Origin of the sequence: Aeromonas dhakensis, assembly GCF_002285935.1 — a bacterium.
Classification (GTDB): Bacteria; Pseudomonadota; Gammaproteobacteria; order Enterobacterales; family Aeromonadaceae; genus Aeromonas; species Aeromonas dhakensis.
In genome coordinates this window covers 3711261-3728215 of record NZ_CP023141.1, presented here as the reverse complement: position 1 = coordinate 3728215, position 16955 = coordinate 3711261, and the positions used below count along the sequence as shown (strand labels likewise).

Here is a 16955-nt window from a genome sequence, read left to right as displayed (position 1 = left end):
CAAGCGTAAGCGTCGGAGTGTTCATTGAACGTCAGGAAAGGGATTGGATACCTCCTTGGTATCCTGTTGCTGCTCCCCATGTGGGGTTGCAGCAGTAGCAGTCAGGTTCAAACGCCTCAAGTTCCCAAGCCGCAACCCGCTTCACTGGTATTGGCGACCCCCCTGCAGGTCTCTTACCAGAGCGAGTTGGCGTTGGCGCGACTCGGGCAGATGCTCAGTGAGATGGAATTGACCACCGAGCAACGGGCCGAACTGTTTTATGAGCGTGCTGTCGTGTTTGACCGGGTAGGCTTGCGCTCTCTGGCGCGGCTGGATTTCAACCGCGCCCTGCGGGAGAAGCCGGATTTCGCCGAAGCCTACAACTTCATCGGCGTCTATCTGGTGCAACAGCAGAATTATGACGAAGCCTACGAGGCATTTGATTCCGCCCTCGAGCTGGCTCCCGATTATGACTATGCCTATCTGAACCGTGGTATTGCGCTCTATTACGGCAATCGCCCCGAGCTGGCCGCGGCCGATATGAAGCGCTTCTACGAGGCGCAGCCGGAAGATCCCTACCGGGTGATCTGGCTCTATCTGGCCGAGCAGAAGCTCAATGCGCCGGCCGCCATGAGCCGGATGCGCGAGCGGCTCAACAAGTATGACGACGACGCCTGGAACTGGGATCTGGTGCGCCTCTATACCGGCGAACTCAACTCTACCCAGTTGATGGGCAACGTGGTGAAAGGGGTGAAGGACAACCGGGAGCTCGCCGAGCGCCTGTGCGAAACCTACTTCTACCTCGGCAAGTTCGAGCTGGCCAGGGGCAATCGCAAGGAGGCCATCAGCTACTTCAAGCTGGCGCTGGCCAACAACGTGTATGACTTCATCGAGCACAGATATGCCCTGCTCGAGCTGGAGCTGATGGCGCGCAAACCCCTGCCGCCCGGCGCCCAGAGTGCCCAGGGCAAGAGCAGCAAGCAGGCATCCTGAGCTTGCTGACTGTCACTGCTTTGAACGATATGGAAAAGGCCTCATAGCGAGGCCTTTTTGCTGTTTGAGTGTCAGGTTTTACGGCGCCATTGCATCGGCATCGGCCAGTGACCACCGTGCCCGCCAGTAAGGGCGCAATTACTGCGCCAGCATCATGCCGGGGATCTGGCGCCAGTAGCCGTTGCAGTCCCGCTCCTGTTGCAGGGGCAGGGGGGCCTGACCCCGTTCGTTGGCCTTGAAGCGATCCAGCATCGTCAGGGTATCCAACCCCTCGGGGGAGAGCCGTACCACATCCACCAGTCCTTCCATCCCGGCCAGATCGTTGCCCAGGTTGTAGCAGTAACCGGACTGGGTCTGGATGCCGTTGAGGTTGAACACTTTCTGCCCCTCGCGGCTGCTGGCGAGCCGGCCGATGGGGTAGTCGATGCAGGCCAGTTCACAGTTGTCCTTGGGCCGATCGAGTGAACGTGCGGTGAAACAGCGCGCCGAGTAGGCGAGCGGCAGGTGGCCGTAGGCGAACACCTCCACCTCGAACTGCTGGCGGGCGTTGCCGAGATCCTGATTGAGCTGCACCAGCCAGTCGCGCGACAGCTCCACCGGCATCACCCAGCGCTGCATCCCCTGTTTGAGCAGCATGCGCAGCACGTCAGCGTTGTAGGCGTTGATGGCGGGGCCGCAGACGAACGGCAGCCCGGCCTCGCTGGCGAGCTGGACCGCGCCCAGATCGTTGGCCTCGATCATCAGCTCGCCGTTGTCGACCAGCCGCTGGACCTCCTTGAGCTCGGAAGGGGCGGAGATGAGCGCCAAGGTGGAGAGCACCGCCTGCTTGCCGGAGCCGGCCACCTGGCGGGCGAGGGCAATCCAGTCATCCGCTTTCAGTTCGCGGCGCTTGCTGCAGACGGTTTCCCCCAGATAGACGATGTCGGCCTGGCTTTGGGCGACCGCCTGATAGAAGGCCTGGGTGTCGGTCTTGGGCCAGTAGAAGAGCAGGGGGCCGAGAGAGAATTTCATGAACAGGGCTCCTTATTGCCACTGGCGATGATAGGCACCGAGGGTGGTCTGGCTCCCCTCGGAGACGCGGGCGAGCTGGGCATCCCACTCGGCCTTGACCCGATAGGCCTCGGGGTTGGCCTGATAGGCGTCGATGGCGGCGCGCCAGACCCGGGTCACCTGCTCCACGTAGGCGGGGCTGCGCTGGCGCCCCTCGATCTTGACCGACTGGATGCCGGTCTGGAACAGCTCGGGCAAGAGGCCCAGGGTGTTGAGGCTGGTGGGCTCCTCCAGCGCGTGGTAGGTCTGACCGTCTACCTCGAAGCGCCCCTTGCACAGGGTCGGGTAGCCGGCGTTCTCCCCCGGGCCGTAACGGTCGATCAGCACCTCGTTGAGGCGAGACTCGAGGCCGCTTGGGGTCTCTTCCCAGCGCACGAACTTGGCCGGTGAACAGGCACCGACGGTGTTGGGGCTCTCGCCGGTCATGTAGGAGGAGAGGTAGCAGCGCCCCTCCGCCATGATGCAGAGGCTGCCGAAGGCGAACACTTCGAGGCCGACGTCGGTCTCGCGGGCCAGCTGTTTCACCTGGTGCATAGAGAGCACGCGCGGCAATACCACTCGTCCGACGTTGAAGTGCTGCTGGTAGAAGCGGATGGCGGCGGCGTTGGTGGCGCTGGCCTGCACCGAGACGTGCAGCTCCAGATCCGGGTAGCGGCGGCTGGCATAATCGAGCACGGCGAGATCGGCGATGATCAGGGCATCGGCTCCCAGTGCGGCGCCCTTGTCCACCGCCTGCTGCCAGCGGGCATCGGAGCCCGGGTGGGCGAAGGTGTTGATGGCGATGTGCAGCTTGCGGCCATGTTGATGCACGTAGTCGACCGCTTTCTCCAGCTTGCTGTCGGTGAAGTTGAGCCCGGCGAAATGGCGGGCGTTGGTGTCATCCTTGAAGCCGATATAGACGGCATCGGCCCCGTTATCCACGGCTGTTTTCAGTGCCGGCAGACTGCCTGCCGGACAGAGTAATTCCATCGGTACGCTCCGAGAGGGCAAAAATGCAAAAAAGTGGCCCGATTGTATTCACCGGCGTCCTTCCACTTTTTGACCTGAGGCAGCTTTGTGTGGCTTTACCCTTCTTGAGGTAAGTGGGCACAAGTTTGATTTCCAACAGGATCATGGCGCCGACCCTGTGTTTGAATGCGCAAAAAACTGGGAGTTCATCGTGTTCAAACAACTGCAGCATCGCCTGGTCGAACAGGCCCCCCGCTTCTTGCGCCATCCCCTCAAGCTGGTGCCCTTTGCCCTGCAACAGCATCTGATGGAGCGCCTGCTCGCCAGCGTCTTCAAGGAGGCCATCGCCGATGGCGACTTTGCATTTCTGGCCGGCAAGTGGCTCAAGGTCGAGGTATCGGATCTCGAGCTCTGCTGGTTCATCAGCGAGCAGGAGGGCAAGCTGGTGGTGGCCCGTCACTGTGAACAGGCCGATGTCTGCTTCAGCGGCAGCAGCAACGATCTCATCTTGATTGCCGGTCGCAAGGAAGACCCCGACTCCCTCTTCTTCCAGCGCAAGCTGAAGATTGAAGGAAATACCGAGCTGGGACTGGAGGTAAAAAACCTGATGGACAGCCTGGATCTGGACGGGTTGCCGAGCCTGGTGCGCTATCCGCTGATGGATCTCGCCACCTTTATCGAGCAGGCCAAGGCCAGCTCAGCGCAAGAGGCGCATTCTGCGCCGGCGGGTGGGGTGGCGTCTCAGCTGTGAGGCTAGCCCCTCGGCATGATGGCGATAGTGGTTGCGGGCCCACAGGCAGCGCAGGGCCCAGAGGCAGGGCAGCAACGCCAGCAGGGCACCGGCGCCTTGCTGGCGTGACAGTAGCAGCCCCAGCACCAGCCAGAGGAAAGGTTGGGCCTCGTAGAGCCACTCCGGCTGCAGCCAGACCTTGTTTGGGAAGATGACCAGATCGGTGCGCCGATAGCTGGAGCGCATCATCCAGCTGGCGGCCCCGGCGACAAACAGCAGGCCTCCCGCCAGCCAGAGCAGCGGGGAGTGGCTGAGAGCGATGATGCCGATGGCTGCCAGCAGATAGCAGGCCGGCAGCTTCTCATAAAGCCAGCGCGGGCACATGTGGTCTCCTCTCTTTCACCTTCCCATCCTCCAAGTTTAGCCTGCCCTTGTGCCCGCCTCATGCCGCTTTGTTCTACAAACCGGCGCGATAGTTGTGAAATGGAGCGCCATTTACGGTGCCAAAATAGCGATTGGCTATGTTACAATTGCGCGCCATTTTTGACTGAAGATTGACTGGGCATGTTGGATCAGATTCGTATCGTGTTGGTAAACACCTCTCACACCGGCAACATGGGGTCTGCGGCACGCGCCATGAAGACCATGGGCTTGAGTCAGATGGTGCTGGTTGATCCGCAAGCCCTGCCTGATGGCAATGCCAATGCATTGGCTGCCGGTGCCAGCGACATCCTGGCCAATGCCCGTATCGTGGCGACGCTGGATGAAGCCATCGCCGACTGCGGCCTGGTGATCGGTACCAGTGCCCGTTCCCGCACCCTGAGCTGGCCCATGCTGGATCCCCGCGAAGCGGGCGAGAAGCTGGTGGCCGAGGGGATGCAGCATCCGGTGGCGCTGGTGTTTGGCCGTGAACGTACCGGCCTCACCAACGACGAGTTGCAAAAGTGCCACTACCATGTGGCCATCCCGGCCAATCCCGAGTACAGCTCCCTCAATCTGGCCATGGCGGTGCAAACCCTCTGCTATGAGGTGCGCATGCACTGGTTGCAGCAGCAAGAGCAAGCAGGCGACAGCGGGATGGCAGTGGAGTACCCCAGTGCCGAGCAGCTGGAAGGCTTCTATCAGCATCTGGAGCAGACGCTGCTCAAGACCGGTTTCATCACCGATGACCACCCGGGTCAGGTGATGAACAAGCTGCGCCGCCTGTTCAACCGGGCGCGTCCGGAGGCGGTGGAGCTCAACATTCTGCGCGGCATTCTGACCTCGGTGCAAAAACCCAGGCCGCAGGATTAAACCCGACTGAATTGCTCAACCATATACTTGACTGATTTAGTCGGGTATGTGACCATATGCCCATATTGATTGGTTCGCAAGACGGTAAGGCATATGAGACTGACCTCAAAAGGACGTTACGCTGTGACTGCCATGCTCGACGTGGCGTTGCATGCAGAGCAGGGGCCCGTGCCCCTGGCTGATATTTCAGAGCGCCAGGGCATCTCCTTGTCCTATCTGGAGCAACTGTTTGCCCGCCTGCGCAAGCATGGCCTGGTAAGCAGCGTGCGTGGCCCCGGTGGCGGCTATCGCCTCGGTCTGGCCCCGAATGCCATCTCGGTCGGTCAGGTGATCACCGCGGTGGATGAATCGGTGGATGCCACCAAGTGCCTCGGCAAGGGCGGCTGCCACGGCGGCACCCAGTGTCTTACTCACTCCTTGTGGCGTGACCTGAGCGAGCGGATCTCCAGCTTCCTGGGGGATATCACCCTGGCCGAGCTGGTTGATCAGGCGGATGTGCGCCGTATTGCCGGCAAGCAAGACGAACAGATGAAAACCGTGTTGTCCCTGGTTGATCGGGCAGAACGCGGCGATGTGAGCTTGAAAGTCCAACTATAAACAAACGTGCTTTCCACAGCCGGTCGATGTATGACCTAGGCTGTAACGGAGAAAAACATGAAACTGCCTATTTACCTTGATTATTCGGCAACCTGTCCGGTGGACCCGCGTGTCGCAGAAAAAATGATGCAGTGTCTCACCATGGATGGCCTGTTCGGCAATCCAGCTTCCCGTTCCCACCGTTTCGGCTGGCAAGCCGAAGAGGCGGTCGACCTGGCCCGTAATCAAGTGGCAGAGCTGATCGGTGCCGACCCGCGCGAGATCGTCTTCACCTCCGGCGCCACCGAGTCCAACAACCTGGCCATCAAGGGCGTCGCCCACTTCTACGCCGGCAAGGGCAAGCACATCGTTACCTCCAAGACCGAACACAAGGCGGTACTGGATACCTGCCGCCAGCTGGAGCGCGAAGGCTATGAGGTGACCTACCTCGAGCCGATGCCCAACGGCCTGTTCACTCTGGAGCAGATCGAAGGCGCCCTGCGTGACGACACCATCCTGGTCAGCATCATGCACGTCAACAACGAGATCGGCGTGGTGCAGAACATCGCCGCCATCGGCGAGCTGTGCCGCTCCCGCAAGATCCTGCTGCACGTGGATGCAGTACAGAGCGTGGGTAAAATTCCGGTGGACGTGGAAGCGCTCAAGGTTGACCTGCTCTCCATGTCTGCTCACAAGGTATATGGCCCGAAAGGCATTGGTGCCCTCTACGTGCGCCGCAAGCCGCGTGTGCGCCTGGAAGCCCAGATGCACGGTGGCGGCCACGAGCGCGGCATGCGTTCCGGCACCCTGCCGACCCACCAGATCGTCGGCATGGGCGAAGCCTTCCGCATCGCCAAAGAAGAGATGGTGAGCGAAGGTGAGCGCATCATGGCCCTGCGTCAGCGTCTGTGGGACGGCATCAAGGATATCGAAGAGGTCTACATCAACGGTGACCTGGAACAGCGCGTGCCGGGCAACCTCAACGTCAGCTTCGCCTATGTGGAAGGGGAATCCCTGATCATGGCGCTCAAGGATCTGGCGGTCTCTTCCGGTTCTGCCTGTACCTCGGCCAGCCTGGAGCCCTCCTACGTGCTGCGCGCCCTGGGCCTGAACGACGAGCTGGCGCACAGCTCCATCCGTTTCAGCATGGGTCGCTTCACCACCGAAGAAGAGATTGATTACGCAATCAAGCTTATCCGTGACTCCATCGGTCGTCTGCGCGAGATGTCTCCCCTGTGGGAGATGTACAAGGACGGCGTCGATCTGAACACGGTCGAATGGGCTCATCACTGATCCTTGCCAAGAGAGCAAGTGTTTGGTGAACAACGGAATTAGCAGGAGTTAGATATGGCTTACAGTGAAAAAGTAATCGACCACTACGAGAACCCCCGTAACGTAGGTGGCTTCGACAAGAACGATCCCAGCATCGCTACCGGCATGGTCGGTGCGCCGGCCTGTGGTGACGTGATGAAGCTGCAGCTGAAGATCAGCGACGACGGCATCATCGAAGATGCCAAGTTCAAGACCTATGGTTGTGGCTCCGCCATCGCCTCCAGCTCCCTGGTGACCGAGTGGGTCAAGGGCAAGACCCTGGACGAAGCAGCCGGCATCAAGAACACCGACATCGCCGAAGAGCTGGCGCTGCCGCCGGTGAAGATCCACTGCTCCATTCTGGCCGAGGATGCCATCAAGGCCGCCATCGCCGATTACAAGCAGAAGAAAGGTCTCTAAGGTCAGGAGCGCAGTATGGCCATTACCATGACAGATGCCGCAGCGGCACGGGTTTCCTCTTTTCTGGCCAACCGGGGCAAGGGCATCGGCCTGCGCCTCGGCGTCAAGACCACCGGCTGTTCCGGTCTTGCCTACGTGCTCGAATTTGTCGACGAGCTGGCGGATGAAGATCAGGTATTCGAGCAGGACGGCGTCAAGATCATCGTCGATGCCAAGAGCCTGATCCACCTGGATGGTACCCAGCTGGACTTCGTCAAGGAGGGCCTCAACGAGGGCTTCCAGTTCAACAACCCCAACGCCAAGGGCGAGTGTGGTTGCGGCGAAAGCTTCAGTGTCTGAGATGTTTGCTACACCTGATTGCGCATGCGTTGAACCGGCCGGCCACGGCCAGTTCAACCACGCCGTCCCGTTTGCCGAGGGCGAGCAGGACGGCGGTCGCATCAGGGTCTAAGAGGTCTGCATGAATCATTTCGAGCTGTTTGGGCTGGTGGAAGGCTTCGAGCTCGATACCCGTCAGTTGGCGGATACCTACCGTCAGTTGCAAACCCAGTTCCATCCCGATCGTTTTGCCACGGCTCCCGAGCGGGAACAGCTGGCCGCGGTGCAACGTGCCGCCCAGATCAACGATGCCTTCACTACCCTCAAGGCGCCCCTGCGCCGAGCCGAGTACCTGCTCTCCCTGCGTGGTACCGATATCCGCGGCGAGCAACAGACGCTGCAAGATCCCGCTTTCCTGATGCAGCAACTGGAGTGGCGCGAGCGGCTGGCCGATCTGAAAGGCGAAGCCGACCCTGAGCGGACCATCAAGGATTTTCGCCAGGAGATCAGGCATGATCACCAGCAGTTGATGCAGCAGCTGACCCTGAGCCTCGCCACCGGCGATGATCAGAAGGCCGCTGACTGTGTTCGCAAGCTCAAGTTTGTCGACAAGCTCCTCGAGGAGCTGGAACGATTCGAAGACTCCCTGTTCGAGTCTTGATCCTTTAACGCTGGAAGTTTGATTACCCATGGCATTACTGCAAATCGCCGAGCCCGGCCAGAGCGCCGCACCTCATCAGCACAAGCGTGCCGTCGGCATCGACCTTGGCACTACCAACTCGCTGGTCGCCGCCGTGCGCAGCGGTCAGGCCGACACCCTCTGTGACGAGCAGGGGCGTGATCTGCTGCCCTCCGTCGTGCATTACCAGGCCGATACCATCCGGGTCGGCTTCGATGCCAAGCGCGAGGCCGCCCTCGATCCCCACAACACCATCGTCTCCGCCAAGCGGATGATGGGCAAGGCGCTGGCCGACATCGATACCCGCCAGCAGCCCTACGAATTCGTGGCGGCCGACAACGGCATGCCGCAGCTGCAAACCCGTCAGGGGTTGGTCAACCCGGTGCAGGTCTCGGCCGAGATCCTGAAAAAACTGGCCGAGCGGGGCGCCGCCGCCCTCGGTGGCGATCTTGACGGCGTGGTGATCACAGTGCCCGCCTATTTCGACGACGCCCAGCGTCAGGGCACCAAGGATGCGGCCAGACTGGCCGGTCTGCACGTGCTGCGCCTGCTCAATGAACCGACCGCCGCCGCCATCGCCTATGGCCTCGACTCCGGTCAGGAAGGGGTGATCGCCGTCTATGACCTGGGTGGCGGTACCTTCGACATCTCCATTCTGCGTCTGCATCGCGGGGTGTTTGAGGTGATGGCCACCGGCGGTGACTCGGCCCTCGGTGGCGATGATTTCGACCACCTGCTGGCGGACTGGCTCAAAGAGCAAGCCGGATTGTCCGGTCAGCTCGATGCCCGTACCCAGCGCGAGCTGCTGGACGCCGCCGCCGCCGTCAAGCACGGCCTGACCGATGCCGATGCCGTTGCCTGCGCCTTTGCCGGCTGGCAGGGCTCCGTCACCCGCGGCCAGTTTGACGAGCTGATCCAGCCACTGGTCAAGCGCACTCTGCTGGCCTGTCGCCGCGCCCTGCGCGATGCGGGTCTCGAACAGGAAGAGGTGCTGGAAGTGGTGATGGTCGGCGGTTCAACCCGGGTACCGCTGGTGCGCGAGCTGGTGGGGGAGTTCTTCCAGCGTCCCCCCTTGACCAGCATCGACCCCGACAAGGTGGTGGCCATCGGTGCCGCCATCCAGGCCGACATCCTGGTGGGCAACAAGCCCGATGCCGAGATGCTGCTGCTGGACGTCATTCCGCTCTCTCTGGGTCTTGAGACCATGGGCGGCCTCGCCGAAAAGGTGATCCCGCGCAACACCACCATTCCGGTGGCCCGCGCCCAGGAGTTCACCACCTTCAAGGATGGCCAGACTGCGATGGCGATCCACGTGGTGCAGGGCGAGCGGGAGCTGGTGGCGGATTGCCGCTCGCTGGCCCGCTTCACCCTGACCGGCATTCCGCCCATGGCGGCGGGGGCGGCCCATATTCGCGTCACCTTCCAGGTGGATGCGGACGGTCTGCTGTCGGTCAGCGCCATGGAGAAATCCTCCGGCGTGCAGGCCGAGATCCAGGTCAAGCCCTCCTACGGGCTGGGGGAAGACGACATCCTCAACATGCTGAGCGCCTCCATCGCCAATGCCCAGCAGGACATGGACGCCCGCATGCTGGCGGAGCAGCAGGTCGAGGCCGACCGGGTGGTCGAGAGCCTCAACGCCGCCCTGGCCACCGATGGCGAGGCGCTGTTGAGCGCCGCCGAGCGGGCCGAGCTGGATGCTGCCATCGCCCATCTGCTGACCATGCGCAGCACGGGTACCACCAACCAGATCAAAGAGGCCATCGAGGCGGCGGACGCTGCCAGTGGCGAATTTGCAGCCCGCCGGATGGATGCCTCCATCCGCAAGGTGCTGACCGGACAAAACGTCAACAAGGTGTAATATGCCAAAACTGATTATTCTGCCCCATCCCGAGCTCTGTCCGGACGGTGCGGCCCTCGAAGGCGCGACCGGTGAAACCATTCTGGACATCGCGCTGCGCAACGGCATCGAGATCGAACACGCCTGCGAGAAGTCCTGCGCCTGCACCACCTGCCACTGTGTGGTGCGGGAAGGGTTCGACTCCCTCGAGCCGAGCGACGAGCTGGAAGACGACATGCTGGACAAGGCGTGGGGACTGGAGCCGGAATCCCGTCTCAGCTGCCAGGCCAGACTGGCGGACGAGGATCTGGTGGTGGAACTGCCCAAGTACACCCTGAATCTGGCGTCTGAGCGCCACTGATGACCCCTTAATTACACATGAGTGAATTGCGCGTGCAGCATCTCGTGGTGCAGTAATGATATGGTGAAGGCCGTGACCCTTGAGGGCGCGGCCTTTTTTGTGCCCGCGATCTCCCTATTCGTTGATGAAAGTGCCAATAAAAAGGAAGCAAGAGAACATGGCTGACATGATGAACGTACGGTTGTCTTCCCAGGCTGCCGCCGCCCACTGGGGCGAGGGTGCCCTGCTCAGTTTCAACGGCGACGAAGCCCATCTCCATCTGGGCAGCGGCGGCCAGGAGAAGGAGGCGCTGCGCGCCATCCAGCGTGGGGCCAGACGCCTCGAGTCGAGCGGCATCAAGCGCGTCAAGCTGGTGGGTGAGGGCTGGGATCGGGAGCGTCGCTACGCCTTCGCCCAGGGCTTTTACGCCGCCAAGGGCGTGCGCGAGCTCGACTTTGGTGAGCAGTCAGCGCAGGAGGCCCGTGAGCTGGAAGCCCTGCTCAAGGCGGCTCGCTGGGTGCGCGAGGTGACCAACGGCTGCCCGCAGGAGATCTATCCCATGAGCCTGGCGGAGTCCGCCCTGCTGCTCATTCGCAGCCTCGCCGGTGACAAGGTGACCGCCCGCATTACCGCCGGGGAGGCGCTGCAGGAGGCCGGTCACATCGGGATCTGGTCGGTGGGCCGTGGCAGCGAGCGCGAGCCCGTGCTGCTCGAGCTCGACTACAACCCGACCGGGGATGCCAACGCTCCCGTGCTGGCGGCCCTGGTGGGCAAGGGGATCACCTTCGATTCCGGTGGCTACTCCATGAAGTCCTCCGACAACATGCTGCCGATGAAATCCGACATGGGTGGCGCCGCCATGGTGACCGGCGCGCTGGCGCTGGCCATCAGCCGCGGCCTCGACAAACGGGTCAAGCTGATCCTCTGCTGCGCCGAGAACCTGGTCTCCGGCCACGCCTTCAAGCTCGGCGACATCCTCACCTATCGCAACGGCATCTCGGTCGAGATCCAGAACACCGACGCGGAAGGCCGTCTGGTGCTGGCCGATGGCCTGCTGGCCGCCAGCGAAAGCGGGGCAGCCTATATCCTCGACGCCGCTACCCTGACCGGCGCCGCCAAGACTGCGCTGGGTCGCGACTACAACGCCGTGTTCGCCCTCGATGAGGTCGAGCAGGTGCGTGCGCTGGCGGCCGCCAAAGCCGAAAACGAGCAGGCCTGGGCGCTGCCGCTGGAGCCCTGGCACGCGGGCCAGCTCACCTCCGCCTTTGCCGAGCTGGGCAACGTGGCCTCTGCCGAAGGGACCGCCGGCGCCACCACGGCAGCCGCCTTCTTGTCGCGCTTCGTGCGTGATGAAGGCAAGGGCTGGGTACACCTGGACTTGGCCGCCTCCTATCAAAAATCGGGTAACGATCTGTGGGCGACCGGTGCCAAGGGCCACGGTCTGCGCACGATTGCCCGCTGGTTGCAGGAGGTGGGCGCATGAACGTCTGGTTGAGCCGAGAATTTGCGCCGGCCGAGTGGGGGGAGGGGGCGCTGCTCTCTCACCGCGCCGATGGCATGGTGATCCATCTGGTGACCGCCACCCCCTTGCTGGACATCCAGCAGGCGGCGCGGCGCCTGTGCAGCCAGGGGATCCAGCAGGTGGTGCTGGCCGGTCACTGGGAGCGCGAGCAGCAATGGGCCTTTGCCCAGGGGCTGCAGACACCCAAGGCGGAAGTGGCGCTGCAGTGGGCCACCTCGTCCGAGGAGGACAGGGAGGAGCTGGAGGCGCGCTGGCTGTGCGGGCGCTGGGTGCGAGAGATGACCAATGCCACCCCCGAGCAGCTGGGGCCGCTGGAGCTAGCGGTCGAAGCCGCCGCCTTCCTCACCGAGCTGGCCCCCGACAAGATCAGCCATCGCATCCTCAAAGGGGAGGCGCTGCAACAGGCGGGCTGGGTCGGTCTCTACCAGGTCGGTCGTGGCAGCGAGCGCGAGCCCGTGATGCTGGAGCTGGACTTCAATCCAGGCCGGGATCCCAAGGCCCCGGTGGCCGCGGCCCTGGTGGGCAAGGGGATCACCTTCGACTCCGGCGGCTACTCCATGAAGACCTCCCAGGGCATGCTCACCATGAAGCACGACATGGGCGGCGCCGCCATCGTCACCGGCGCGCTGGCGCTGGCCATCCTGCGCGGCCTCGACAAGCGGGTGAAGCTCATCCTCTGCTGCGCCGAGAACCTGGTCTCGGGTCACGCCTACAAACTGGGTGACATCCTCACCTACAAGAACGGCACCACGGTGGAGATAGTCAACACCGACGCCGAGGGGCGCCTGGTGCTGGCCGACGGTCTGCAACTGGCCGGCGAATCCGGCGCGCCGCTGGTCATCGACGCCGCCACCTTGACCGGCGCGGCGGTGATGGCGCTGGGCGGACGCTACAACGCGCTGTTTGGCCTCGACAAGGGGCTGGTGAGCCGCGTCATGGCCTATGCGGATGCCGAGCAGGAGCCTGCCTGGCCGCTGCCGCTGGAGCCCTGGCACAGCCAGCAGTGTCCGTCCCACTATGCTGACACCGCCAACAGCCGCCCCGTGCCGGGCGGTGGCCCGGGCGGCGCCTCCAATGCGGCCGGCTTCCTCTCCCGCTTCGTGGGCAACGAAGGGCGAGGCTGGTTGCACGTGGATCTCGCTGCCTGCTTCAGCGACAACGGCGACAATCTGTGGGCTCCGGGGGCCAATACCCTGGGGATGCGCACCATCGCCCACACCCTGCTGGCGGAAACCCGCTGAGAGAACCACATCAAGGGCACCTGCGGGTGCCCTTTCCCATATTGCAGAAGATGGGCAATAGCCAATGTTTCAGGGGGTTAGCATGGTGATCGTGCGCAAGCGCACATTTTTTCCTGCCGGCCTGGGCCAAGATGAGTGGTGATGTTGTTTTAGGGATGGAATTGTTTAATAAAAAGTTGCTTTTCTGTGTGTTATTTCGGTTTTTGTTTACGTATAATCGCCGCCGAACATGGATTCTAACAATAAATCTCTGTAGTTAAGGAAAGATCTCAATGGCCATCGAACGTACCTTCTCCATCATCAAGCCGGACGCCGTCAGCAAGAACCTGATCGGTGCCATCTACAACCGTTTCGAGAGCGCTGGCCTGAAAGTCATCGCCGCCAAGATGCTGCACATGAGCAGCGAACAAGCCGCCGGTTTCTACGCCGAGCACCAGGGCAAGCCTTTCTATGACGGTCTGGTCAGCTTCATGACCTCCGGCCCCGTCATGATCCAGGTGCTGGAAGGCGAAGAAGCCATCCGTCGTCACCGTGAAATCATGGGCGCCACCAACCCGAAAGAGGCCCTGGCCGGCACCCTGCGCGCCTGCTACGCCGAGAGCATCGATCGCAACGCCGTGCACGGCTCCGATGCGCCGGCCTCTGCCGCTCGTGAAATCGCCTACTTCTTCTCTGACGCCGAGATCTGCCCGCGCGGTTGATTTTCGTCAGCAGAATCTCAAGGGAGCCTCGGCTCCCTTTTGTTTTTTGGTCATTCGGTCAATATCCCCTTATTCTCCAGGTGGAAAGCCGGACCCATAATTTGTACAATGCCGCCCCCTGACGTAGGTCAGCCGATAATTTATGAAGTGTGTGAGCTGAGGCCCTTGATGAGCGAAACAAAAACCAACCTGCTGGATCTCGATCGGGATGCCATGCGTGCCTTCTTCGTCGAACTGGGCGAGAAGCCGTTCCGGGCAGATCAGGTAATGAAGTGGATTTATCACTTTGGTTGTGATGATTTCGATCAGATGAACAACGTCAACAAGGTGCTGCGCGAGCGTCTCAAGGAGATCGCCGAGATCCGGGCGCCGGAAGTGAGCCGCGAACAGCGCTCCTCCGACGGTACCATCAAGTGGGCGCTGCAGGTCGGCGGCCAGGAGGTGGAGACCGTCTACATCCCCGAGGACGATCGGGCGACCCTGTGTGTCTCCTCCCAGGTGGGCTGCGCCCTGGAGTGCAAGTTCTGCTCCACCGCCCAGCAGGGCTTCAACCGCAACCTGAAAGTCTCCGAGATCATCGGTCAGGTGTGGCGCGCCGCCAAGATCGTCGGCGGCAAGCGTCCCATCACCAACGTGGTGATGATGGGCATGGGCGAGCCGCTGCTCAACCTCGCCAACGTGGTGCCGGCCATGCGCCTGATGATGGATGACTACGGCTACGGCATCTCCAAGCGCCGGGTCACCATCTCCACCTCCGGCGTGGTGCCGGCGCTGGACATGCTGGGCGACCAGATCGACGTGGCGCTGGCCATCTCCCTGCACGCCCCCAACGACAAGCTGCGCTCCGAGATCATGCCGATCAACGACAAGTACAACATCGAAGCCTTCCTGGCCGGTGTGCGTCGCTACCTCGGCAAGTCCAACGCCAACGGCGGCCGGGTCACGGTGGAGTATGTGCTGCTCGATCACATCAATGACGACATGCAGCATGCCCACGAGCTGGCCAAGGTGCTCAAGGACACCCCGAGCAAGATCAACCTGATCCCGTTCAACCCCTTCCCTGGCAACCCCTACGGCAAGCCGAGCAACAGCCGCATCGACCGTTTCTCCAAGGTGCTGATGGAGTACGGCTTCACCGTCATCGTCCGCAAGACCCGTGGTGACGACATCGATGCCGCCTGCGGCCAGCTGGTGGGGGAGGTGATCGATCGCACCAAGCGCACCATGAAAAATCGGATGCAACAGGATGGGATTTCCGTCAAAATGGTTTAACTTGCTAAGCCATTGTATAGTCAGGGAATGGATACACGTACATTGATCGTAGTGGCAGCGCTCTGTGCGCTGCCAGGCTGTGTTACCGAGACCACTTACGCTGGCCAGAATTCTACCCAGCGTGAGGTTGGTCCCGACCTCAAGGCGGCAGCCCAGACCCGTCTGGATTTGGGCATCCAGTATCTGCAGCAGGGCAACGCCGAGCAGGCCAAGTTCAACCTTGATCGCGCCCTCCAGTACGACGCCGCCAATCCTCAGGTTTACATCGGTTTTGCCTACTTCTACCAGCAGGTGCAAGATTACAAGGCAGCCGAAGCCAGTTACCAGAAAGCCCTTGCCGTGGATCCGTCCAATGCTGACGCGATGAACAACTATGGCGCCTTCCTTTGCAATCGCGGTCGTTTCGACGAGGCTGAGAAAGCCTTCCTGCAGGCCGTCAGCCAGCCGAACTACATCAAGATCGCCGATACCTATGAAAACGCGGCACTTTGCGCCGCGCAAAATCGCAGAAATGATAAAGCAAGCGAGTACTATCGCTTGGCCTTGGGGTATAATCCCCGCAATCCAAGGTTATTGCTGGACATGGCGGAGCTTTCCATGAAAGATGGCAAGCTGCCTGATGTGCAGGCCTATCTCGCCCGTTTTGCCGATGTATCGGACGAGAACGAGAACAGTCTCTGGTTGAGATTGCGGCTGGCGCAGGCCATGGACAAACCGGCACTACTTCACCAATTCGGGACTGAGCTGGTAAGGCAATATCCCACTTCGCAACAAGCCAAGCGTTACTTAGCCAATGACTACTGAACAGCCACACGATTTCCAAGACGACTCCCAGGCAGTTGGCCCAGGCCAGCTGCTGCGCAACGCCCGTGAACAGCTCGGCTGGACGCGAGAACAGGTTGCGTCCCGCATTCACCTTCGTCTGACCCTGATTGCCGCGATTGAATCGGATACGTATGACAAACATACCTCCCATACCTTCATCCGCGGCTATCTGCGCACCTATGCCAAGCTGGTCGGTATTCCGGAAGAGACCATCCTCGCCGCTTATGACAAGCTGGGCCTGACGCCGCCCGACAACATCGACATGCAGAGCTTCTCCCGCCGCTCCCGCCAGCAGGCCAATGACAGTCGCCTCAAGGTGGTGACCTGGCTGGTGATCCTGGTGCTGATCGCCCTCTCCGTCGTCTGGTGGTGGCAGAGCACGGCGCGTCGCTCCGCCGGTGACGAGGCCCTGGCCGCGACCGAAATGGGCGCAGCCCGCAACACCAATATGCCGAGCGCCACTCCGGCCGTCGATGTTGCCGAGCCGGTACTGGCTCCTGCCGCGTCCGCCGCTGCAGACGCTGCCGTAGCCCCGGTGGTGAGCGATGCCGCTGCAACCACTCTGCCGGCGGATGCCAGCAGCGCCGTGGCGACCAGCACTGCCGAGACTTCTGCCGCTGCCGCCACGCAATCGGCTGACGACACCGCCGCGAGCGAGCCTGCCAAGGTGCCCCAGCTCAAGATGAGCTTCACCGCCGACTGCTGGCTGGACGTCAAGGATGCCAATGGCAAGACCCTGTTCAGCGGCCTCAAGAAGGCCAATGACGAACTGGTACTGGAAGGACCCGAGCCGCTCAAATTCATCATTGGTGCGCCCATGGCCATCAATATCGAATACAAGGGCAAGTCCATCGACATGAGCCGTTACAACAACGGCCGGACTGCTCGCCTCTCACTGCCGCAGGAGTAATCTGTCCGCC

General features: G+C 61.8%; 19 protein-coding genes. 16 read left to right on the top strand and 3 right to left on the bottom strand.

All coding sequences use genetic code 11. The annotated features are described in order from the left end of the window. Nucleotides 1-24: 24 nt before the first annotated feature. Entirely contained in the window at nt 25-972 is a 948-nt protein-coding gene (gene nlpI, locus CK627_RS17320; RefSeq protein WP_367643834.1) for a lipoprotein NlpI, read from the top strand. A 138-nt stretch (nt 973-1110) separates the two neighbouring features. Here the strand turns inward: nlpI and CK627_RS17315 are convergent, their stop codons facing one another. Then, nucleotides 1111-1983, bottom strand: a complete 873-nt coding sequence (locus tag CK627_RS17315) for a U32 family peptidase (protein WP_095592960.1) — start codon at nt 1981-1983, stop codon at nt 1111-1113. A 12-nt stretch (nt 1984-1995) separates the two neighbouring features. Beyond that, complete coding sequence (ubiU, locus tag CK627_RS17310) at nt 1996-2991, bottom strand: ubiquinone anaerobic biosynthesis protein UbiU (RefSeq protein WP_005299752.1); 996 nt, start codon at nt 2989-2991, stop codon at nt 1996-1998. A 190-nt stretch (nt 2992-3181) separates the two neighbouring features. On the opposite strand from ubiU, the gene ubiT reads away from it, so the two are divergent. Then, nucleotides 3182-3721, top strand: a complete 540-nt coding sequence (gene ubiT / locus CK627_RS17305) for a ubiquinone anaerobic biosynthesis accessory factor UbiT (protein WP_095593529.1) — start codon at nt 3182-3184, stop codon at nt 3719-3721. On the opposite strand, the gene CK627_RS17300 is transcribed toward ubiT, so the two are convergent. Continuing rightward, complete coding sequence (locus CK627_RS17300; RefSeq protein ID WP_010634300.1) at nt 3668-4084, bottom strand: hypothetical protein; 417 nt, start codon at nt 4082-4084, stop codon at nt 3668-3670. The genes ubiT and CK627_RS17300 overlap by 54 nt on opposite strands. Before the next feature lie 180 nt (nt 4085-4264). Between CK627_RS17300 and trmJ the strand changes: the two genes are divergently transcribed. The 14 genes from trmJ (at nt 4265) to CK627_RS17230 (ending at nt 16945) form a co-directional block, all read left to right on the top strand. Further along, nucleotides 4265-4993 (top strand): tRNA (cytosine(32)/uridine(32)-2'-O)-methyltransferase TrmJ, encoded by a 729-nt coding sequence (trmJ, locus tag CK627_RS17295; RefSeq protein WP_095592959.1) that lies wholly within the window; start codon nt 4265-4267, stop codon nt 4991-4993. A gap of 93 nt (nt 4994-5086) precedes the next feature. Next, nucleotides 5087-5590, top strand: coding sequence for a Fe-S cluster assembly transcriptional regulator IscR (gene iscR, locus CK627_RS17290; RefSeq protein ID WP_011705634.1), 504 nt, complete (start codon nt 5087-5089; stop codon nt 5588-5590). 57 nt (nt 5591-5647) lie between these two features. Then, nucleotides 5648-6862 (top strand): IscS subfamily cysteine desulfurase, encoded by a 1215-nt coding sequence (locus CK627_RS17285; protein ID WP_095592958.1) that lies wholly within the window; start codon nt 5648-5650, stop codon nt 6860-6862. A 54-nt stretch (nt 6863-6916) separates the two neighbouring features. After that, a complete protein-coding gene (iscU, locus tag CK627_RS17280) occupies nt 6917-7300 on the top strand; it encodes a Fe-S cluster assembly scaffold IscU (RefSeq protein WP_005299770.1) in 384 nt (127 codons plus the stop codon). A 15-nt stretch (nt 7301-7315) separates the two neighbouring features. Beyond that, complete coding sequence (gene iscA / locus CK627_RS17275) at nt 7316-7639, top strand: iron-sulfur cluster assembly protein IscA (RefSeq protein WP_005299772.1); 324 nt, start codon at nt 7316-7318, stop codon at nt 7637-7639. A 121-nt stretch (nt 7640-7760) separates the two neighbouring features. Then, complete coding sequence (gene hscB, locus CK627_RS17270; protein ID WP_017787221.1) at nt 7761-8279, top strand: co-chaperone HscB; 519 nt, start codon at nt 7761-7763, stop codon at nt 8277-8279. A 28-nt stretch (nt 8280-8307) separates the two neighbouring features. After that, a complete protein-coding gene (gene hscA, locus CK627_RS17265; protein ID WP_095592957.1) occupies nt 8308-10155 on the top strand; it encodes a Fe-S protein assembly chaperone HscA in 1848 nt (615 codons plus the stop codon). 1 nt (nt 10156) lies between these two features. Next, on the top strand, nt 10157-10495 hold the full coding sequence (gene fdx / locus CK627_RS17260; RefSeq protein WP_005299781.1) for an ISC system 2Fe-2S type ferredoxin: 339 nt from the start codon (nt 10157-10159) through the stop codon (nt 10493-10495). Nucleotides 10496-10652: 157 nt separating this feature from the next. Then, nucleotides 10653-11957 carry an aminopeptidase PepB gene (pepB, locus tag CK627_RS17255; protein ID WP_005299782.1) on the top strand — a complete coding sequence of 435 codons (1305 nt, stop codon included), beginning with the start codon at nt 10653-10655 and terminating at the stop codon, nt 11955-11957. Beyond that, the gene (pepB, locus tag CK627_RS17250) at nt 11954-13237 is read left to right on the top strand and encodes an aminopeptidase PepB (protein WP_095592956.1); all 1284 of its coding nucleotides are present in this window, start codon (nt 11954-11956) and stop codon (nt 13235-13237) included. The genes pepB (CK627_RS17255) and pepB (CK627_RS17250) overlap by 4 nt, the downstream gene beginning before the upstream one ends. Nucleotides 13238-13509: 272 nt before the next feature. Then, the gene (gene ndk / locus CK627_RS17245) at nt 13510-13938 is read left to right on the top strand and encodes a nucleoside-diphosphate kinase (protein ID WP_005299787.1); all 429 of its coding nucleotides are present in this window, start codon (nt 13510-13512) and stop codon (nt 13936-13938) included. Nucleotides 13939-14106: 168 nt separating this feature from the next. After that, the gene (gene rlmN / locus CK627_RS17240) at nt 14107-15210 is read left to right on the top strand and encodes a dual-specificity RNA methyltransferase RlmN (RefSeq protein ID WP_005299790.1); all 1104 of its coding nucleotides are present in this window, start codon (nt 14107-14109) and stop codon (nt 15208-15210) included. Between the two features lie 12 nt (nt 15211-15222). Beyond that, the gene (gene tapF / locus CK627_RS17235; protein ID WP_017765910.1) at nt 15223-16014 is read left to right on the top strand and encodes a PilW family type IVa pilus biogenesis/stability lipoprotein TapF; all 792 of its coding nucleotides are present in this window, start codon (nt 15223-15225) and stop codon (nt 16012-16014) included. Further along, the gene (locus CK627_RS17230) at nt 16004-16945 is read left to right on the top strand and encodes a RodZ domain-containing protein (protein WP_095592955.1); all 942 of its coding nucleotides are present in this window, start codon (nt 16004-16006) and stop codon (nt 16943-16945) included. Before tapF ends, CK627_RS17230 begins: the two co-directional genes overlap by 11 nt. Nucleotides 16946-16955 lie beyond the last annotated feature (10 nt).